18 protein-coding genes are annotated in these 19,933 nt (G+C 67.0%); 7 read left to right on the top strand and 11 right to left on the bottom strand.

What is annotated here, in order from left to right; all coding sequences use genetic code 11:
* Positions 1-28: 28 nt before the first annotated feature.
* Positions 29-997, bottom strand: coding sequence for a zinc-binding dehydrogenase (locus tag ACQPYD_RS03850; RefSeq protein ID WP_433699803.1), 969 nt, complete (start codon positions 995-997; stop codon positions 29-31).
* A gap of 150 nt (positions 998-1,147) precedes the next feature.
* The gene (locus tag ACQPYD_RS03845) at positions 1,148-1,900 is read right to left on the bottom strand and encodes an NUDIX hydrolase (protein WP_433699802.1); all 753 of its coding nucleotides are present in this window, start codon (positions 1,898-1,900) and stop codon (positions 1,148-1,150) included.
* 117 nt (positions 1,901-2,017) lie between these two features.
* Here ACQPYD_RS03845 and ACQPYD_RS03840 point away from each other — a divergent pair, with 117 nt between their 5' ends.
* From ACQPYD_RS03840 to ACQPYD_RS03830, 3 genes are all read left to right on the top strand, one after another.
* Positions 2,018-2,791, top strand: coding sequence for a hypothetical protein (locus tag ACQPYD_RS03840; RefSeq protein WP_433699801.1), 774 nt, complete (start codon positions 2,018-2,020; stop codon positions 2,789-2,791).
* 116 nt (positions 2,792-2,907) lie between these two features.
* Positions 2,908-4,860: a hypothetical protein gene (locus tag ACQPYD_RS03835; protein WP_433699800.1), complete on the top strand. Its 1,953-nt coding sequence runs from the start codon at positions 2,908-2,910 to the stop codon at positions 4,858-4,860.
* 132 nt (positions 4,861-4,992) lie between these two features.
* Positions 4,993-5,898 carry a phosphorylase gene (locus tag ACQPYD_RS03830; protein WP_433699799.1) on the top strand — a complete coding sequence of 302 codons (906 nt, stop codon included), beginning with the start codon at positions 4,993-4,995 and terminating at the stop codon, positions 5,896-5,898.
* 63 nt (positions 5,899-5,961) lie between these two features.
* Here the strand turns inward: ACQPYD_RS03830 and ACQPYD_RS03825 are convergent, their stop codons facing one another.
* The 8 genes from ACQPYD_RS03825 to ACQPYD_RS03790 all read right to left on the bottom strand — a co-directional run bounded on the left by ACQPYD_RS03825 (position 5,962) and on the right by ACQPYD_RS03790 (position 16,369).
* A complete protein-coding gene (locus ACQPYD_RS03825) occupies positions 5,962-7,245 on the bottom strand; it encodes a PQQ-binding-like beta-propeller repeat protein (RefSeq protein ID WP_433699798.1) in 1,284 nt (427 codons plus the stop codon).
* 87 nt (positions 7,246-7,332) lie between these two features.
* A complete protein-coding gene (locus ACQPYD_RS03820; protein ID WP_433699797.1) occupies positions 7,333-8,595 on the bottom strand; it encodes a hypothetical protein in 1,263 nt (420 codons plus the stop codon).
* A 210-nt stretch (positions 8,596-8,805) separates the two neighbouring features.
* Positions 8,806-10,107 (bottom strand): PQQ-binding-like beta-propeller repeat protein, encoded by a 1,302-nt coding sequence (locus ACQPYD_RS03815; protein ID WP_433699796.1) that lies wholly within the window; start codon positions 10,105-10,107, stop codon positions 8,806-8,808.
* A gap of 229 nt (positions 10,108-10,336) precedes the next feature.
* Positions 10,337-11,533, bottom strand: a complete 1,197-nt coding sequence (locus ACQPYD_RS03810) for a PQQ-binding-like beta-propeller repeat protein (RefSeq protein ID WP_433699795.1) — start codon at positions 11,531-11,533, stop codon at positions 10,337-10,339.
* A gap of 192 nt (positions 11,534-11,725) precedes the next feature.
* Positions 11,726-12,910 (bottom strand): hypothetical protein, encoded by a 1,185-nt coding sequence (locus ACQPYD_RS03805; protein WP_433699794.1) that lies wholly within the window; start codon positions 12,908-12,910, stop codon positions 11,726-11,728.
* A gap of 8 nt (positions 12,911-12,918) precedes the next feature.
* Positions 12,919-15,336, bottom strand: coding sequence for a hypothetical protein (locus ACQPYD_RS03800; protein WP_433699793.1), 2,418 nt, complete (start codon positions 15,334-15,336; stop codon positions 12,919-12,921).
* 65 nt (positions 15,337-15,401) lie between these two features.
* Positions 15,402-15,704 carry a hypothetical protein gene (locus tag ACQPYD_RS03795; RefSeq protein ID WP_355014153.1) on the bottom strand — a complete coding sequence of 101 codons (303 nt, stop codon included), beginning with the start codon at positions 15,702-15,704 and terminating at the stop codon, positions 15,402-15,404.
* A 62-nt stretch (positions 15,705-15,766) separates the two neighbouring features.
* The gene (locus ACQPYD_RS03790) at positions 15,767-16,369 is read right to left on the bottom strand and encodes an ATP-binding protein (protein ID WP_433699792.1); all 603 of its coding nucleotides are present in this window, start codon (positions 16,367-16,369) and stop codon (positions 15,767-15,769) included.
* Positions 16,370-16,558: 189 nt separating this feature from the next.
* Between ACQPYD_RS03790 and ACQPYD_RS03785 the strand changes: the two genes are divergently transcribed.
* The 4 genes from ACQPYD_RS03785 to ACQPYD_RS03770 all read left to right on the top strand — a co-directional run bounded on the left by ACQPYD_RS03785 (position 16,559) and on the right by ACQPYD_RS03770 (position 18,866).
* A complete protein-coding gene (locus ACQPYD_RS03785; RefSeq protein ID WP_433699791.1) occupies positions 16,559-17,365 on the top strand; it encodes a helix-turn-helix domain-containing protein in 807 nt (268 codons plus the stop codon).
* Entirely contained in the window at positions 17,362-17,544 is a 183-nt protein-coding gene (locus tag ACQPYD_RS03780) for a DUF397 domain-containing protein (RefSeq protein WP_433699790.1), read from the top strand. The genes ACQPYD_RS03785 and ACQPYD_RS03780 overlap by 4 nt, the downstream gene beginning before the upstream one ends.
* A 303-nt stretch (positions 17,545-17,847) precedes the next feature.
* On the top strand, positions 17,848-18,390 hold the full coding sequence (locus ACQPYD_RS03775) for a hypothetical protein (RefSeq protein ID WP_433699789.1): 543 nt from the start codon (positions 17,848-17,850) through the stop codon (positions 18,388-18,390).
* A complete protein-coding gene (locus tag ACQPYD_RS03770) occupies positions 18,387-18,866 on the top strand; it encodes an ATP-binding protein (protein WP_433699788.1) in 480 nt (159 codons plus the stop codon). The genes ACQPYD_RS03775 and ACQPYD_RS03770 overlap by 4 nt, the downstream gene beginning before the upstream one ends.
* Positions 18,867-19,026: 160 nt before the next feature.
* On the opposite strand, the gene ACQPYD_RS03765 is transcribed toward ACQPYD_RS03770, so the two are convergent.
* Positions 19,027-19,857, bottom strand: coding sequence for an SDR family NAD(P)-dependent oxidoreductase (locus ACQPYD_RS03765; RefSeq protein ID WP_433699787.1), 831 nt, complete (start codon positions 19,855-19,857; stop codon positions 19,027-19,029).
* Positions 19,858-19,933: the final 76 nt, after the last annotated feature.

Below are 19,933 nucleotides of genomic sequence, written 5' to 3'. Positions count from 1 at the left end.
CGTCCCGGGCGGAGCCGGCGGACGCGGGTCAGACCGTGAAGACGATCTTGCCGAAGTGGTCCCCGTCGAGCATCGCCCGGAACCCCTCCCGGGCCCGCTCCAGGGGCAGCACCCGGTCGATCTCGGGGCGCACGCCGGTGCGGGCGCACATCCTCGCCAGGGCGTCCAGTTCCTCCCGGGTCCCCATGGTGGAGCCGATGACCCGCAGCTGGAGGAAGAACACGCGGTTGAGTTCGGCGGAGGGGGCGTCACCGCTGGTGGCGCCGCAGGTGATGACCGCGCCGCCCGGCTTGAGGGAGCGCAGGGAATGGCCCCAGGTGGCCTTGCCGACCGAGTCGAAGACGGCGTCGACCCTCTCCGGCAGCCGCTCGCCCGTGGGCAGCGCCGCGTGGGCGCCCAGGGCGAGCGCCCGCTCCCGCTTAGCCTCGCTCCTGCTGGTGGCGTAGACGCGGTGCCCCACGTGGGACGCCAGCCGGATGAGGGCCGCCGACACCCCGCCGCCCGCGCCCTGCACGAGCACCGCCGAACCGGGCCGGAGGTCGGCCTTGCCGAAGAGCATGCTGTAGGCGGTGAGCCACGCGGTGGGCAGGCAGGCGGCCTCCTCGAAGCTCAGCTCCGGCGGCTTGGGCACCAGGTTGCGCCTCGGGACGGCGATCTTCTCCGCGAGGCAGCCGTCGTAGACCTCCGAGAACAGCGACCGGCGCGGGTCGAGGGTCTCGTCGCCGCCGCCCGCCGCGGGGTCGCCGACGACGCCGTGCACGATGACCTCGTTGCCGTCCTCGTCGGTGCCGGCCGCGTCGGTGCCCAGGACCATCGGCAGGTGCTTCTCGCTGAGCGCCGTGCCCCGCAGGCTCCACAGGTCGTGGTGGTTGAGGGCGGCGGCCCTGACGTCGACCACGGTCCACCCCTCGCGGGGCTCGGGGTCGGGGCGTTCACCCGCCTCCAGGCCGGAGAGCGGGTCCTCGGGTGAGATGCGTGCTGCGGTGATAGCGAACATGTCCGTAGCCAACCACGGTGTCCGTTTCCCGTTCCACCCCGGGCCCGGGCGGGCCCCGGCGCGTCGGGGCCCGGACCCCCGTCCCGCCCGCTCCGGGGGCGCCGGGGGCCGCTCCCCCTGCCGCGGGTGTCGCGCGGCGCGCCGTGCGCCTCATCCGCGGCCGGATCCGCCCCCGGCGCCCCGGCCCGCGATGTCGCCGGAGCGCAGGAGCGGCGGGGACATCACGGCGGCCCCTCCGAACCGGTACAGGGCGGCCGGGCGGCCGGTCTCCGAGGTCCGGCGCTCCCCGGTGGGTTCGAGGAAGCCCGCCGTCCTGGTGACCTTGCGGCGGAAGTTGCTGGGGTCCAGCGCGATCCCCCAGATCACCTCGTAGACGTGCCGCAGGTCGCTGACCGTGAAGGGCTCCCGGCAGAAGCTCGTGGCCACCGTGGTGTACTCCAGCTTGGAGCGGGCCCGCTCGACCGCGTCGGCCAGGATCGCCCCGTGGTCGAAGGAGAGGCCGGAGTCCGCGCGCAGGGCCTCCCCCACCGGGGCCCAGAAGGCGCGGGCGGCGTCGGTCCCCGCCACGGGAGCGGGGAGGTCCGGCCCCAGGGCCAGGTAGGCGACGGTGATGACGCGCCCCCTCGGATCGCGGCCGGGGGCGCCGTAGGACCGCAGCTGCTCCAGGTGGAGCCGTCCGCCGTCCAGGCCGGTCTCCTCCCGCAGTTCGCGGAGCGCGGCCTCGTCCAGCCCCTCGTCGGGCCGGACGTAGCCGCCGGGCAGGGCGCTGCCGCCGAGGAAGGGCTCCTTGCCCCGCTCGACGAGGAGCACGTGGAGGGCGTCGTCCCGGACCGTGAAGATGACGAGGTCGACCGTCACCGAGACGGGGAACCGGGGAACCGCTGGTGGAGCGCTGTGCGTCATCCGGCCAATCTACTAAAGGTCCCCTTGACCTGAAACAGATCTCCCGTTATGGTCAATGTGACTAGAAAGTCTCCTGCCGAGTCGGGCCGGTCCGGCAGCCCCCACGAGGAGCCCACGTTGACGGAATTCATGCTCGGGGTCACCAGTTCGCTGGCCGCCACGGCCGTCACCGTCGGGCTCGGGGGCCTGCTGTCCCGGCGTCTGCGCTGGTGGCTCCTGGCAGCGGTCGCCCGCCTGAGCGGGCTCGGGGTGCTGCGGGTCCACCGGCACCAGGACGACGCGAGGGCCGAGCTGTCCGGCGAGATCGGCCGGGCGCGCTGGCTCCGCGTCATGGTCGGGCGGGGGAACGAACTCACCCGGGACGGCTTCGCGCCGCTGTGGAACGGCGGAGGACGGCCGCCGGACTTCGTCCGGGTGCTCCTGCCCGACCCGGGCTCCGACCGGCCCTCCCCCACCGCCTCCCCGGAGGCGGAGGGGGAGGGTCCGGCGGGGCTCCCGGACGGGAGCCGGGCCGGAAGCGCCCCGGGCCGTGCCCCCGGGGGCGGGGGCTCCTGGCTGGAGCGGAGGGAGGAGGAGCTCATCTCCCTCGACCCCGGTTTCGGCCGCGGCCTGCTCACCGAGCAGGTGCTGGCCAACTTCCACTACCTGTCCGAGGCCACCCGGGACCGGAAGAACACGGAAATCCGCTTCTACGACCTCCCGAACCTCTACCGTGTCATCGCCACCGACAACCTCGTCTTCCTCACGCTGTACCAGGGCGACGCGCACGGGCGGCACTCCCCCTGCGTGGTCGCCCACCGGTCAGGGGCCCTGTACGACTTCGCGCTGCGGATCTTCGACACCGCGTGGGAGTCCGCCGGGGTCCCCGGCGCTCCCGCTCACGACGTCTGAGCACCGGCTGGGCGGCCCCGACCCCCGCGCTCCCCCCTGCCCCGGCAGCACCACATCCCCCATCCGTCCGAGACCGGACACCGATGACCGGCGCCCGGGGTCAGAAGGAGACCACCGTGACCGAGCACGTCCCCGAGCAGAGCAGGCGGCCCGCCGACCGCCTCCCCCCTCCTCCGACAGCGGCCCCGGCCGCCCCCTTCGCCGCGGCCCCCGCCGTGTGGAGCGTCGAGCACGCGGCGGGCGCCCCCGAGTACGACTCCACCGCGCGGCTGAGCTGCGCGGCCTGGCAGGATCCGGCCTTCCGTGCCGACGTCCTGCGCGAGCGGGTGGAGAACCCCTACCGCGCCGTGCCCCGGGAACCCGGGCTGGACGCGGTGCGCGTCACCGAGGAGTGCCGCAGGGCGCGTGACGTCCGGGCACTGGCAGGAGCCTTGTTCCTGGGGGCCGTCGCGGTTCTCCTCCTCTTCAACGTGCTCGCCTCCCTCACGGCGCTCGTCCTGGTCGGGGTGCTGGTCGCCCTGGCGCGGCGCCGTCGCCGTCGCCGTAAGGGCGAGGATGCCTCGAGGGGACGCGGGGGGTGCCTGGGCGTGCTGATCAGCGTGACGGCCGTCCTGCTTGTCGTGGGCGTCGTCGCACCGGCCCTCCTCATGGGCGAGATCGCGTACCCGCTGGGCCTGAACGCTTCCGGCATGGGCGCTTCGGGGGCCTCCGCCCCGGGCGGTCTCGGAGCCGTCATCCCCACCTGGGCGGCTCTTCTGATCCTGCTGGGCACCACGGCCTGCATCGGCTTCTGGGTACGGAAACGGACCAACGCCGCGCTCCACGCGATCCGGCTGAGGGCAGCGCATCCTCGGCGGGACAGCGGCGTGGGCACCGTGCCGGTGGCCTTCTACAGCGACCTCACGCCGTTCGTCGGCGTCGGCGAGCCCTATGCCTCCTGGCCCGTGATCCTCAAGCTCTTCCCCGAGCGGAGGGAGCGGGACGGGTCGTGGGGGCGGGACACGGAGGACGAGTCCGAAGCGGCCCCGGAAACGGACGGGGCCGTCCCGGCGGTGGCCGGTTCGGCGCTGATCGAACGGCTCTACGACCGCCTGCGCACCGAGATCCCCCAGCTCACCGGCACCGAGGGCATGGGGACGAGCACCCGCCGCGAGGTGGAGGTGGCCGACTGCGTGTTCCTGTCGGGGAAGCGCCAGGACGACATCACCCTGTTGGCGCCGGTGCTGATCGACCAGCGGAGGTGGCGGCTGCGCGAGGAATGGGTCGGCGAATTCGTCGACGCCTTCCACGAGCGCGCCCGCCACTTCGTGGAGATCGGGGTCAGCATGTGGGAGAGCCAGGTGGTGGTGACCTTCTTCGTCCGGCTGACCGTCCAGGGCGGACTGCTCAACATCGAGGGCGAGACCCTGGTAATGCCACCGGTCTCCTCCGCCCACCGGGTTCCGACGGGCCCCCTGCCGTTCGGCTCCGGCCCCGCGGAGGCGGCGCGGCTGTTCTGGGCTGCGTTCACCGGGGTCCTGGACGACCTCAGGACCAACCCCGCGGAGGCGTTGGCCTGGGTCGGGTCCCGCCGTGCCGCAGCGGAGAACACGAGGCTGTACACCTGGGCCCGGGCACACGGGGAGTTCTTCGACTACTCCCCCCGGATGGGTGTCAGGCACCGCTCGGCCTCTCCCGACCTGGACCAGGAGTTCCAGGCCCACGACGTCGAACGCGTCACCCGGACCGTCCCGGAGAAGGTGCTCATCTGCGTCCGGGACGTGCTGCGGGAGGCGGGCTACGACACCGAACAGGTGCGCCGCATCATCAACAACGTCAACAACAACTACGGCAACCAGGTGTTCGGGACGCAGAACGCCGACGGCATGAACTTCGGCCCCGGCAGCACCACCGTCGACAAGGGAGCCGGACCGGGGAGCGGGGGCGGGGGCGGGGGCGGCCGGAGCGCGGCGCCCGCCGGCGGCACAGGGCCCGGGTCCGGGTCCGGCAGGGGCGGGGGCGGCCGGAGCGCGGCGCCCGCCACCGGCACAGGGTCCGGGTCCGGCAGGGACGGCTCCGGCCGGAAATAGACGCTCGGGGCCGCGCCCGGTCGCCCCCGGGCAGGGCCCGGTCGCGGTCCCGTCGGCGCGGGCGCGCGACCCGTCCGGCGGCCCGGACGCATGCACAGGGCATGGCAACGGACGAAGGTGTGGAGGCAGAACATGGACGGCACGAACCACGGCAACCAGGTGTTCGGGACGCAGAACGCCGACGGCATGAACTTCGGCCCCGGCAGCACCACCGTCAACAAGGGACCCGCCGCCCCTGAACCGTCGGTGGCGCCGTCCGCCGGTCGGCACGCCCGGCGCGGCACGCTCGCGGACGCGGTGGTGATCACCGCCATCGCGAGCGAGTACGCGGCGGTGGCGGCGCACCTGACCGGCCCGTTCGAGGAGCACGGCGAGAGCGGCACCCTCTACCGGATCGGCACGCTCGCCGGGGGGCGGCGGACGCGCCGGGTCGCCCTGGCCCAGGTCGGGCCGGGCAACGTCGACGCGGGCGTGTCGCTGGAGAGGGCGCGCACGGCCTTCGCGCCGGAGGTCGTCCTGTTCGTCGGCGTGGCCGGCGGCGTCAAGGACGTGCGGCTCGGCGACGTGGTGGTGGCCGACGCGATCTACGACTACGAGACGGGCAAGGAGGACGCGGCGGACTTCCGTTCGAGGGCGAAGACGGCGGCCCCGTCCCACGCCGCCGTGCAGCGGGCCATGGACGTGGTGTTCCGGCAGGAGTGGCCGGAGCGGGTGCTGACGGAACGCCTCCCGCAGCCGCCCCGGGCCTTCGTCAAGCCGGTGGCCTCGGGGAACAAGGTCGTCGCGGACCGGGACTCGCTCACCGCCGAACGGCTGCGCGAGCACTGCGGGGACGCGGTCGCGGTGGAGATGGAGGGCTACGGCTTCCTGCGCAGCGCCTACCTGTCCCCGGGCACCGACTCCCTGGTGATCCGGGGTGTCTCCGACCTGCTCAGCGGCAAGGACGAGGACTCCGACACCCGGTGGCAGCCCGTCGCCGCCGCCCACGCGGCGGCCTTCGCCGCCGCGTTCCTCGACCTCTTCCGCTCCGAGGGGTAGACCCCTCCGGCAGCCGGGCGCGGGGTGTACGCCCCCCGCCCTGCGGTTCCGGGCCGGGCGGGCCTACTGCAGGCCCATGACCCCGCTGCTCCCGGAGTGGTCGATGTAGGAGACCGCGACGGCTCCCGGCACGACGACGGTCTGGTCCACCTCCATCGAAGCTTCCGCGTCCCACGAGAACGGGACCGGAACGGTCTCCTCGAAGCCCTCGAAGGCGGCCAGTTCCGTCTCCCCCGCCCCGCCCTCGAACAAGTCGCCCATGTGGAGTACACCGCCCTCCAGCCCGACCGTCTCGATGTCACCCCGGAGCGCGTTGACGATCACCGCGCCCGCGCCGACCTGCTCGTCCCCCAGGCTCTCCCTCACGTCTGCGCCGATCTCCTGGATCCGGTAGCCGCGCGTACGCCCGTCCCACACCCCCACGAGGGAACCGTCCTCACTGGACCAGAGGACTTCTCCTTCCAGTGCCTCGACGTCACCCGTGGCGGCGTCGACGACCTGTCCGACCTGCTCATAGGGGTAGTAGGCGGTGACGATCCCGCTCTCGTGCACGGTGAGGTCGCGCTCGTGGGCGTCTCCGGGGAACATCCCCGCCGGTGCCTCCGTGCGCCACAGCTCGTCCCCCGTCGCCGGATCGAAACCCGCGAAACCCGACACGAACTCCTGCCCCTCGGTCATCTCGACCGGGTCCTCGCCCTCGGGCTGCTCGTAGCACGTGAAGGCAGCCACCAGGACGTCGTCCGTCGCGGCGGTCCGGTCGACGCTGCCGACGTCGTCGCACTCGGCGACGCCCGGGACAGACCATGCGGGATCGTCGCTGCCCAGTTCATGGGCGACCAGGTCCTCGCCGCCCTCCACGGTGATCCAGTGCTCACCGGTGACGCCGGCCAGTCCTCCCCGGACCGGACCGGACGAGCTGTCCCCGTCCCGCAGTTCGTAGTCGTGGACGGACTCACCCGTGGAGAGGTCGACGACGACCATCCTCGGCGGCGCCTCCGTGTCGTCGGGGTCCAGGACCTGGAGCACGAAGTACCGCCCCTGGCCCGCCACCGCACCGAACACCTCGCTTCCGGGCGCCCTGTGCTCCCACATGACGCCGCCGTTCTCCCCCGAGAGGCCGATCACCCCGTCGTCCACGACCGCGGCGACTCCACCGGGAACCGCGTGGACGCCGGCGAGGTCGGCGACGCCCTCGGGCGCCTCCCACGTCCACGCCACACCGCTGACGGAGCCCGGACGGTCGAGGTCCCGTATCTCCTCCGCTCCGCCCGACCCTGCTGAGCCGCCCGAACCGCAGGACGTGAGTAGAAAAGTGGCCGCTACGGCGACGGCTGCCCCGTATCTCACGGAGAGGTGTCCTTTCAGAGTTCTCGTGTCACAGGTGAAGGGCCGGCCCCCCGGGTGCCGGTCCACAGCACGGTCGATGGGGTGCGCTCACTGGTAGGCGACCAGCTGGGTGGGGTCCGGGGACCTGCCATCCACCAGCACCACCGCGCCGGGAACCTCGACCACCTGCCCCGTGAACCTGTCGAAGTAGTCGCCGGCCTCGATCGGGAAACCGGGGTCGAGCACCTCGGTCTCAGCACCGCCCCACGGCGTGAAACCCAGACCCAGCCCGGACGAGACGCCGCCCTCCTCCAGAACCTCCACGCTCACCAGGCCGTCACCGAGGGGGAGGACGTCCTCCTCGCTCAGCAGCGACCCTCCCGAACTCCCTGGAAGCTCGACGGACTCCACCGTCTCCAGATCCATCCCGAGCAGGTCGTAACGACGACCCCCGGCACTTCCCTCCCACGCCAGGACTTCACCGCCGAACACCCCCGCCACGTTCTGCGGCTTACTGGCGACGACCTCCCCGTCGGAGGCGTTGAGGACGTGCGCCTCGGGAAGCTCGACACCCTGGAGGACGATCATGTCTCCGTCGAGGGAGACGGAGGCTGCGGGAAAGGGGCTCGCGGCCTCGTGGGTGAACTCCTCCCGCCAGAGCTCTTCGCCGTCCGAGAGGTCCAGGCCGACGACCGCGGTCGTCACCTCCATGGACTCCTCGAACCGCTCAGGGCTGCACGTGACCAGGACCGCGAGCACCGACTCGTGGAGAAGCGCGTCGACCTGCTGGGCAGGAAGCCCTGGCGCGGCCTCGCACTCCAGCGGCTCCTCCTGCTCCCAGCGGAGCTCACCGCTTCCCATCTCGGCGACCGAGATCGGGCGGAACGATTCCGACTCGCCGGCGGGGCGGGACACCCGCTCATCGCGGCTGACGCGCCACAGGCCCCAGGGGTCCGTCTCCTCCAGGACCTGGAACTCTCCTTCCTCCGCCCCGGTGGCGGCGTCGAGCACCAGGCTCTCCTCCGGCACCTCGGCGTCCTCGGCACCGTGCGCGACCAGGAAGGCCGAGCCGTCCACGGTGCGGGTGGTCGTGAACCTCTCCCCCTCCGCGGCGAGATGGCTCCAGACCTCCTCGCCGGTCTGTCCGTGCAGGACCACGATCCCGGTGTCCAGCACGACAGCAGCACCGGTCGGGACCGGCTCCACCCTCTCGAGCGTGCGGCCCTCGGGGGCCTCCCACTCCCAGCCGATTCCGCTCACCGACGCGACGGCCGAGGGTTCTGGGACCTCCTCCGCGCCGCCCGACCTGGTCGACTCACCGGGAAGCGAGCAAGAGGTGACGAGCAGGCAGGAGAAAACCACCACAGGCACAACGGCCGATTCGAAGAAGAGCCTTCTGCCTGCGGCCACCGCATCCCCTCTACCGAACACCGATCGTCCTTCTTCCTCGAAAGGGAACCTCTTCACTCTGCCTGCCCGAACAAGGTCCATTAGGAGAAGGCCCCCTCGACTTCAACCAGCAGAGCCGAGACATAACGGGTGCCCCCACCGCCCTCTGGGGACGGTTCCGCCCATCAGCTGTCAGTTCATCCCCACGATTTGATCGATCTGCCCTGCACTCGGATAACCCATGAGAATTACCGCCCCGGGAGCCACTTCGAAGCTTCCCGGCCCCATCGCAGCATCACTCTCCTGCAGGCTGGCGAGACCGAGCACCTCCGTCTCGATGGGAAGGGCAATATTTTCCCTACTCCCCTCACCACCCCAATCAAACACTGAAATCTGAGTATCCGGACCTCCGTCAACGAAGGTGAGCTTCAGGAATGAATCCTGCATCGGCAGAAAACTAGTTATACTTCCCGCAGCGTCCTCCGGATCAACAAAAAGGGATTCTTGTACCTCATTTGAGAAATCACGAAGCTCGTAGTGCAAACCCCCGCCCTGGTCTTCGCGGACCGCCAAATAACCCTCCGGAAGAACTCTCAGAAGATCATTGTCCAACCCGTCGGGAAGTTCCCCAGAAATCAACTCGCCATTTTCGGTGTCGATGACGACCGTACCGCGATCGGTACTGATGTTCTCCAGGAGAGCGATATCACCTACGGCACTAAATTCATGCCGTCCCGTGTAGTCGAAACCCTCCAGCGGGAGAACCCACTGCTGTTCGCCGTTTGTCACATCGATCCCGGACATGACTTCCTCGTCTGCACCACACGCGTAGACCAGGATGACACGCGCCTCGGTGAGGAAAGCCTGATCAAGCTCGGAGGCATTTTCCCCGGATGGACACTGCAGTGCCGCAGTGCGCCATCCCTCCTCCGACTCCGACCAAGGCGTGAGATCAATAACGACTCCCCCCTCCTCCTGGGAAGTCAACATACCGGCATCGGCAACCAGACCGGCAGTTGAAAGTGTCAAGCTGTCCGGGTCGCTGTACCCATGCTCCAAACTGTGCTTCTGCTCGCCGGTACGGGAATCCAGGACAACGAGGCGCCCCTCGACGCTCACCACAACACTAGCCCCGTCTGGGGACACGGCCACATCCACATCAGTATCAGGGATGCGATAGGTCCACGCAGTCTGGCCGGTTTCAGTGTTAAGCCCCACCACACCATCGTTCAACTGAAGCACCGCCCCCGTGGGAACGGGATGGATACGCCCGATCCGCGCACCCTCAGGGGCGTCCCAAGTCCAATCCACCTGCGAGACCGTCGCCGGAACAGGAGGCTCAGAGAAATCACCTTCTGCAGTATCGTGCTGGATTCCATCACCCGCCCCCGAGCCTTCGTTCGCTGCATCGTCGGGAAGTAGGAAAATAACTCCCAAGAGGAGAATAAATACGCACGCACCAGCACCCGAGATCCACAAAAATGTCTTTTTCATGCTTCCACCAGAAAACGGCAATAAAAAATTACCCGGGGTCCGCCACCGTCTCACCCTGGGCAGCGCACCCCGCTCCCAGCACCACCACAGCGACCCCGGCAGCCGCGTACCCCCACCGGGACCGCACACTGCACCTCGTCACGCCTTCACCTCAGGTCCCATTTGCAGCGTCCGCGAGCACGGCAGCTGCGGCAAGCCGCGTCCAGGGGCACAGTCGCCCCGGCCGTCTCTAGCGCAGTCCGATGACACCGCTCCGGCCTTCGGTCTCCGTGTGGGAGACCACGACAGCGCCAGGCACGGACACAGCTGCGTGGACCTCCCATCTCGCGCCACCATGGCCGGAGACATCGATCTCCGAATTACCCTCGAACCCCGAGAAATAGCCGATCACTGGTTCTTCGGCATCAGCAAGTATCTCCTCGGTGATGTGGAGAACCCCCTCTTCCAAGCCCAGGAAACCGCCGCCATCGACCGTTGGATCAGGACTCGCGCCGGTCTCCTCCTCAAGGCTCGCGAGGACGCCACCCGAACGATCCTCTATTCGATAGTCCCGCGATTCAGCGTGCCAGACACCTAGACGGGAACCGTCACCGCTGGACCACAGGACGTTGTTCCGCCCGAGGCCCCGTACTTCGCCTTCTGCGGGATCAACGAACTGGCGAAGCTCTGTGTACGGGTACTCGGCAACGAGCAGACCGCTTTCCTGGACTGCCAATGTCCGCCCCTGAGAATCTGCGGGAAACAGACCGAGTTGTTCCTCGTGCCGCCACAGCTCCTCACCGGAAGCAGGGTCGAGTCCGACCAGCCCGGAGACGAACTCTCTGCCCTCCACCATGTCCACCGGTTCCCTGTCCTCCGGCTGTTCGTAGCATGTGACCGCCACGACCAGAGCCTCATTGAGGACAGCGAGATCGTCAACAGATCCCACTCCGGCACACTGGGATAAATCGGATGTAGGCGTGGACCAAACATCTCTGTCGTCACCCAGGTGATAGGCGACGACATTCTCCTCTTCGTGGACAAACCAGATGTCGCCCATGACAGCACTCAGGGACTCAGCGATCTGAGGCATCCAGCCAACACGTTCGACAGCCTCGACGCCGCTGGAGTCGAACTCGTGCACGATCTCGCCGGTGCCCGAGTCGAGAACGGTCAATTCCGTTCCCCCCGTGTCCGCCCCGGCGTCACCCTCCGACCGGAGCACGACGTGGCGGCCGTCGTCGGAGACATTTCCGGAAACCTCCCCTTCGGAGACCCGGTACCGCCAGAGCTCCTCACCGGTCTCCCCGGACAGGACGACGATCCCGGCGGCCTGCAGGACCGCCACACCACCGGGTACCGGGAACACCGCCAACCGTGAGCCGTCCGACGCGGACCAGTCCCACGCGACCTCGCTCACGGCCGACCGGTGTTCCAGCTCGACCACCGACTCAGCCACCTCGTGTCCGCCACCGAGCGCCGAGCAACCTGTCGACACCAACACGGACAGCGTCAGAGCAGACGCCCCCACCCGGCTCGTCCGTGGCATCCGCGTCACGCATTCCTCACAGACCATCGATCACGCAAAAAGATTTCAACTAAAGAATCAGAGACCCCAAACAAGGAATGCAAATAATTCCTATACCGCACCCGCAAGGATATCACTCAAGGCGGAAATTTTCACGCTCACTCCACCATCCCATTCACTTGGCACCATGGGAAGTCTCGCATTTTCACCATCCCCCCCAACCAAAAGGAAATCTTCTTCTAGATCATTCATAGAAATCCTTCCCTTTTCGTAGAACTCATGTGCGGCCTGAAGCGTGAGGCGATCATTCATCTCTTGCTCATTGGCAACGGCGACTATAACCTCTGGAACTTCTCCACCCGAGCCACTCGGCGGTTCGACATAGTCAACCAAAGCCTCGTCCGCTTCCCAGAAATTCGGATTCACATCCCTTCCAGTGCCATCAGAAAGCAATATATAATCACCGTTAAATTGATTCCTGACGATACCCGCTACAGGATCATCGTCCGCTCCTGCCACGGTAGCCAGGGAGAGAGGGATAATACTGGGAAACCCTTCACCTTCCCATGCCCGCCTCCACAGGACATCTCCATTTGAGGCATCCAGCCCAGTTGCACTCACTTCATTCCGATCAGAACATCTGACAACCAAGACCGCGGCACCGGAAATCGCTTCGGCTTGAATTTCTTCCACAGACCCATCACCACATTCCTGAGCGAGATCGAAAGACCACAAGTCATCGTTATCTTCTAGTCTGCGCGCTTCCACCAAACCTGCCTCGGAGAAGAGTAGGCGCACTCCGTCCAAGACACTGAATCTGACACCTTCTCCATCCCGTGAACGGTAGGATCCTTCAATGCTCCCACTCAAGGCATCGATTACCAGGAACTGATGGCGCCCAAGGTGCTCTTCTTCCTCCCTGAAACCAAGGACGACCAAATTGCCATCCGGCGTGACCGAGACACCGGAAATCTGTTTTTCCCCATCGTAAAACCATCGCCTTCTAAGGGGCTCGCCACCGACAGATACCACACCGTTCTCCAGAACTACGACAGCACCTCCCTCCGCAGGCTCTACCGATAGAACATCCTCCTCCCCTTCCTCTTCCATGAAATCCCTTACTTGCTGAATGTCGATCATCGAACGAACTATGTCACCATCCCCCCCAGAAGCATCAATAATTTCATGCTCAAAATCATTTCGACCAGATACAAAAAAGGAGATCCCCACCCCGAGGACCAGAACAGCAATGATCGAAATTGGTACATAAATTTTTTTCGCGCGGAAAAAAGCCACTTTATACACTACTCCTCGAGGTTGCTTTTGTAGAGATTAGGCTCATAGGACGTCTCGTATGCGTCAATGTAATCCCCGACATCCTCTCCCACTGGGGCACCATTAAGGGAGACTCCTCCGATGAGTTCTGCAAGATCTCCCACCTTTGCAGGGACTCCGTCCCACTCGGTGGTAGTTACTGGCAGGCGCTCATTTCCCTGAGGGTCTGTGATAAGAAGTCTCCTATCCTGCAGATCTTCCATGTCAATGAGACCCATTTCGAGAAAAACGCTTGCTACCTGAAGTGTGGCATGGTCCACCTCGGACTGCGGGTCATAGAAAATGAAGTCCCCGGCCGGCGTTGATTCTCCATCCTCATTCTCCAGCATGTATGAACTGGGAATATTTTCCTGGATCTTCGCCTCGGCAAACTCTGTGTACTTCGTATTCATAACATCTAGAAGCGTGTCCGTGGCGATTGAGGCAACCACCCCCCCTCCAACTTTTTCACCCACCAGGCTCGAAAATATCCCATAGGCAGCCTCCCACTTTTGCAGGGCCGACTCTCGTGCCTCAGTAATTTCCTCCTCTCGCCCAAGGTGCTCCTGGATGATTGCGTTGGTCATCATCTCCCTCAGGTCACCAGCTGTTGTACCACCCACCTGGGCTTCCATTTTAGGGTTCTTGAAAGTCTCTTCGATGATTCTCCGCTCTTGCGCTTCTGTCGCCACCAGAACCCGGGGGGAAACCTCGTCGTTCGAAATAAGTAGCTGCATGAACCTTTCTCTGACATCCAGAGGCAGAAGAAGCACATCATCCCCAGGGAGATGAAAAGGCAGCGACCCTTCCCTGTGGTCAAATATCTCCCGATATCCATCCTGATTGTGATCAAGGGTGAAGTCATCAATGAAGGATATATAGATATCAGCAAGACCGTCAGCGATCTCGGAATTCAGCTCCGCCACCGAGATATTCTCATTTCCTTCAACGCTTTCCCCGATCCCAAAGAAAGGATTCTCCCCTTCAACGCCTCCAGCCAACATCGAAATATAAACATGTGCAGCATTTCCAGCCATATCAATCTCTTCTGGAGTGCCGTCTTGTCGGACAGATGAAATCCAATCCGTGAACCTTCTTGCAGACTCCCCTTCGTCACCCCATTCATGCGAGTAGATCTTCTCGAAGAAAACTTCCGGGACGATACTAGCGTTGGCCTCATTCAGATCATAGGACGAACCGTCAGGATATTCTCCAGTCAGGAGAACATAGTTTGCCTCGTTATTCCTGGAAGCTATGTCGATCATCGTCTCAAAATGGCTCTCCTCAAGATCCCCATTCATATGTCCAAGCATTCGTGCAGTTGAACTGGCCAGTTCGACTGAAAATTCAACCCCACCGCCCACGCTCGGTCCTGAAGTCGCCAAAAAGTCGCTCAGAAGGATATAGTTGTCCTGCCAGTCGTTCATTTCGGAGTAAAAACTAGCCCCTGGCATCGGGCCGACAGCCGTGTCTATTACATCCTGGGGGAGTCGATCCATTCCGCCGCCGATGTTCTCGTCGGAGAGCACGAGCATCGAGTTGGACAGGTTACGGTTGAGGTCTTCCCGAAGCGAGTCGCTGATGTGCTCGCTGGAGTTCACCTGGTCGAGGAAGCTGAGGAACCCGGGGTCATCGCTACCGACGGCGCTGAGGTCCCCGAAGAGCGTCTCCAGGAACTCGATCTCCCCGTCCATGAGCTGATCGCCGTTCTGCTGGGCCGTCAGTGCGCGCGCGACCACGTTCCCGATGAGGGCAAGGAACTCGGGGTTGCCTTCGAGCGCCTCGATGCTTCCGTCGTGACCGTGCAGGACAGCGTTTTCGATGTGGATCGCGATCGTCTCGGCCTGGTTCTCGTCTACGTGGAAGTAATCCAGGTTCTCGGTCGCGTAGAAGGCGATGAGACCGTACTCCCCCAGGTGCCCGCCCTCGGCCAGCGCACGGATGTTCTCGGGGGTCGGACCACCACGAAGATTTTCCTGGGACTCGTCACAGCGGGTCTCCAGGTCCCGCCACGCACGCTCGGCGTCCAGGTTGTGGGAATCGACGATCTGCTGGACGATGTTCAGGTTGTCCGGCTCAGCATTGTTGGCCAGGGCAGTGGAGAGGTTTCCCTTGATCTCCTCGATCTTGTCCTCGTACCATTTGACGTCCTCGTTGATCTTACTGAGAACCCCGGAAGCGTGATAACACGCCATCATTGCACTGCTCCAGGAGAAATGGTTCTCCTCGGCGGCGCTTCTCAGCCCTTCCCCGATGAGGCCGCTGAAATCGAACCCCACCGGCTGGGTGATGGTGTTGTACTCACCTGACCTACCACTGATCTTGGCGTGCAACTCGTCAAAGGTGGTTATGGCAGTTGTGACAGCTCCTCGGTCGATCTCGCATTCGGTGTAGCTGAGCGCGGACAAGGGGGACTCCAAAACGCTGGGGGTGTGAGGGGGACGACTGAGGTTCAGTGATCTGGGAGTGGCTCTTAGAAGGGCTGTGGGCCGTTGATCGGGATGTGGTACTCCTCGGCCGCTTCGAGGTCCGTCACGGCGGCTTCGTAGGCACCGTCCTGGATGTTCTCCGCGAGGGTCCTCGCGTGCTCCTTGACGTCGACCATGTGCTGCGCGTGGTCCTCCCCGAAGGAACCCCACCCCGTGATGCCGGGGGCGGGACTCACCGCGTTCTTGGCCGCCTGGACCGCCTCGTCGAAATCGGTCGGCAGGTCCCTGAGCCGGGCCGCCGCGTCCGCCGAGGCCGAACCGCCCGCATAGGCGTCATCCGCGTTCACACCAGTGCCACCGGACACAGGCTCACCCACTTTCCTGTTCTGAACTGCGAATACGTTCTGACTCAACCGGAAGTATCAGTCGTATTCAGCCGATTACCGGAACCCAAGATATCCAGGTCACAGGGCAGGTCGGGCGGCCGGATCCCCTGACCTGGGACGGAGTTCCCGGGATGACCGGAAGCGGCCAGAGGGCCGGCGTGGGCGGGAACCCGCGGGTCGACGAGCGCCCACACGGTGAGCGGGTGCCCGGGTTCGCCGGTCCACCCCCAGTCGGCGGCCAGCCGTTCCACCAGGAGCAGGCCGAAGCCGCCGCCCACCGCGGGGACGCTGTGCGGCGCCCCCGCGAGGGCGCCGTCGTCGGTCACGGCGACCCGGAACACGCCCCGGCTCTCCGACATCTCCATGCGCACCCGCCCGCACGGCCGCCCCGAGGCGGTGTGTCGCAGGGCGTTCGTGTGGAGTTCGGAGAGGACGGCCATCAGCGGGTAGGCGCGGTCGTGGCCGAGCCTGGTCCCGTTCCGGCACCAGGCGCGCGCGGAGGCCACCTGTTCCGGCAGCGGCCCCCAGCTGACCGTGCGGACGCCCGGAACACGGGGCGCGATCCTCCGCGGGAGTTCCGCCCGCCACCGGTCCCCGCCATGCCCGCGCCCGTGTCCGCTGTTCATCGCCGTCACTCCCTTGACCTGGGCTTCGCCGTTCTCGGTCAGCTTGGCGAGGGGCCGCGTCCTCCGCCTCCTCCCGTGGCGTTTCCGCGAAAGTCCATTCGCGCGGATGGAGTTCTTGCGAAACTCCATCGGGTGAACGGAAATCACGGTAGTACCGTTTTGTCCCTTTCTTGTGTGCAAATATCAGGCATGACGAAGGCGATCACGGATGTCCGCGAGCGGTGGGGCGCGATCCTCAAGGAGCGTCGCGACGCCGCCAGACTGACCCAGGAGACGCTGGGCCGGGCCCTGGGTGTGAAGGGTTCGGCGGTGTCCAACCTGGAGTGCGGCCGGACCTCTCCGACCGAGGACGTCCTCGCGACGCTGGACGAGGCCCTGGGCACGGGTGACGAGCTGGCGAGGCTGTGGGACGACCTGTCCAGGGCGGGCAAGATCCCGTGGCTGGGCCAGATGGAGGACCTGGAGAAGAAGGCCGCCTCCATCCTGGAGTTCCACCCGTTCCTGGTGCCCTCGCTGCTCCAGACGACGCGCTACGCGACGGCGGTCATGCGCGCGGGCACCCCGTGGGAGCCCCGTGCCAGGACCGAGGCGAGCGTGCGGGACCGCATCGCCCGGGGCGAGCGCTTCCAGAGTGCGGAGACCCCCGTGATGATGGTGGTGATCGGCCGGGCGGTTCTGATGGACCCCATCGATTCCGGGCCGATCATGCGCGAGCAGCTCCAGCACATCCATGCTCTCGCCGGAAGCGAGCGGATAACCTTGCAGATCACGGACGAACCCCTGCATCCCGGGCTGGTAGGCCCCTTCAAGGTGCTCGACCCCTCCCCCGACCGGGAGATCGTGTACGCGGAGTCGGCCTACAAGGGCCAGTTCGTGCACGACGCCGACGCCGTGGGAGAGTTCAAACTGAGGTTCCACCGCCTGCAGGCAGCGGCGATGTCCCCGGGGCAGTCGCTGCGGCTGGTCGAAGAGACGATTGAGGGATTCCCGCCATGAGTGACGTCCAGTGGCACAAGAGCAGCTACAGCGGAGCTTCGCACCAGGACTGCGTCGAGGTCGCCGAGGGCCCGGCCGCCACCCTGGTCCGCGACACCCAGAACCGCGACCTCGGGCACCTCAGCTTCGGCAGCCCCGTCTGGTCCGGGTTCCTCGCGACCGTCAAGGGCGACCGCTAGCCGCCCCCGTACGACGACGGCCTCCGCTCCCTCCGGGGATCGGGGGCCGTTGTGCGTTGATTGCCCCAAGGGACCCATTCGCCACTTTCGCGAGAAATGCCCTGTCACCCGCTCCCACCTGGGAGAACACACCCCCCGCCAAATTCCCCCACCTTTCTTCCCCGAAAAACCCCCGCCCCCACCCCACCCCCTCTACTCTGGCCTCGAACACACAACTCAACCCACAAATGGCCCCGCGACGGATAGAACCGCCCGGGGCCGTGGCCAGCAAAATCCACCCTTTTAGAAACAAGGTTTGCCAGCATGCGCCAGTTTAGCGCCGCCCTTCTGAGCCGTGCCCTCGGCCCGCTCACGGCCCTCCTCACACCCCCGCGCGGACGCCACTCCGCCGCCGCCGCGCGCCGTCGCCGCCGCTCCACCCGCGTCCGCCGCTACGCGCCCGTCCCCGCGACGGTCGGGGCCGCCGCGCCGCCGCGGACCGTCCCGGTCGCCGGCCCCTCGGTTCCGCTCCTCCCCGCGCCCCGCCTGACGCCTCCGCCCGAGCGGCTCCCCGCCGACGAGCTCGCCCCCGTCCGGCCCTACTTCGATGCCCACGAGCGCGAACTCGACCGTGTCCGGGAGGAGGCCGCCGCACGCCTGCACCGCTGGACCGCCAGGGCCGTGCCTCCGCCCGGGGACCTGCTCGCCACGGCCCCCTTCACCCCGGCACCGGCCGCGGCCCCGGTCGCGGTCCCCGCGCCGCGCGCGCCCCTGGCCTCCTGCGAGGACCCCGACGACTGGCGCGCCTTCGCCCACCTGACCCGCGTCTGGCTCGACCAGCAGGCCCGCAGGGACGTGGCGGCATGAGGCCCCTCGTCCACTGGGAGCACCGCATGTACTCCGGCGACTTCCGCGAACTCCCCCTGGTCCGGGCGCACCTCGCCCACGACCTCGCCGGGTTCGACCCGGACCTGGTCGCGACCCTCCAGCTGTGCCTGTCGGAGCTGTTCGCGAACACCCTCAAGTACACCGACTCCGGCACCGCGCACGGGGAGGTCCTGCGCGCCCTGTCCATGCCCGACCGCGCCACGCTGCGCCTCTCCGTCAGCGACTCGGGCGGCGGTGGCGGCGTCCCGCGCATCCCGGCCGGGCGCAGCGACGACGAGTGGGGCCTGGCCGAGGGGCAGCGGGGCCTGCTGCTCGTGGAGAACCTGTCGCGGAGGTGGGGACACCACCCGCTCGGGCCGTGGGGCGATCTGGGCACCGGTGTGTGGGCCGAGTTCGACGCGGACCCGGACGCCGTCCCGTCCGGCCTGCGCCCGTACGTCTTCACCGACGACTGACGCGCCCCGGGCCGGGCGGGAGCACGCCCCCGCCCGGCCCCCGCCCCTCCACCGTGATCTTGTACCTCTAGCGAAGTTCGGCGTCGAGAACGTCTATAAGTACAAGATCATCCAGTTCAGGGGCCCACACGCCCCACCCGCAACGGTTCCGGTCAGCCCCTCAGAAGGGGCTCTCGGCCCCGGTCAGCTCCAGGCTCGCCTTCCACAGGTCCTGGACGGCCTGCTCGTCGTAGGCCTGGCCGTTGGCGCGCATCTCCTCGGTGCCGTTGAAGAAGAGCCCGGTGGTCCCGGACAGCTCCGGGCCGGTGACGAGCCGGCGGGTGGCGGCCACCCCCTGCTCCAGGGTGTCGACGCTGTGGTCGGTCATGTCCCGGACGATCTTGGTCGGCATGAAGGTCGCGGGGTGCAGGCTGTTGACCGTGACCTCGTCGGCGGGCAGCCGGGCGGCCAGCGCGAAGCCGGACATGATCTGGGCGAGCTTGCTCTGGCGGTACGCCCGGGTCCCGGTGTAGTCGCGCTCCAGCATCAGGTCGTCGAAGTCGAGCGGGGTCTGGCCGAGGGAGGCGACGTTGACGACACGGGCCGGGGCCGAGTCGCGCAGCAGCGGCAGGAGTTCGAGCGTGAGCAGGAAACCGGAGAGGTAGTTGACGGCGAAGCGCAGTTCGTGGCCGTCGGCGCTGGTGCGGCGGTCGCGCCCGTCCGGCTCCCCGGACCCGATACCGGCGTTGCTCACCAGGACGTCGAGGCGGCTCTCCGACGCGCGGATCTCGGCGGCCATGCGGCGGACCTGGCCGAGGTCGGCCATGTCCGCGACCACCGTGCGCGGCCTGGCCGCGCCGCCCGCCCCGATCCGGTCCGCGATCCGGTCGAGTTTCTCCCGGCTGCGCCCGTGGAGGACGAGGTCGACGCCGTCGGCCGCCAGGTCTTCGGCCAGGCCGAGGCCGAGGCCGTCGGTGGCGCCGGTGATGAGGACGGTGCTGGAACGGGTCACTGCGGATCTCCTGGTTCGCTGGCGGTACCGGCGGGGGCGGGGCGTCTGCGCGGGGACGGCGGTGCGTTCGTCGGCG

It is taken from the genome of Nocardiopsis sp. CA-288880, assembly GCF_050955985.1.
In the GTDB taxonomy this organism is placed as follows: Bacteria; Actinomycetota; Actinomycetes; order Streptosporangiales; family Streptosporangiaceae; genus Nocardiopsis; species Nocardiopsis tropica.
Note: the sequence above shows the minus strand (reverse complement) of the source record. Positions and strands in the feature narration are given on the sequence as shown.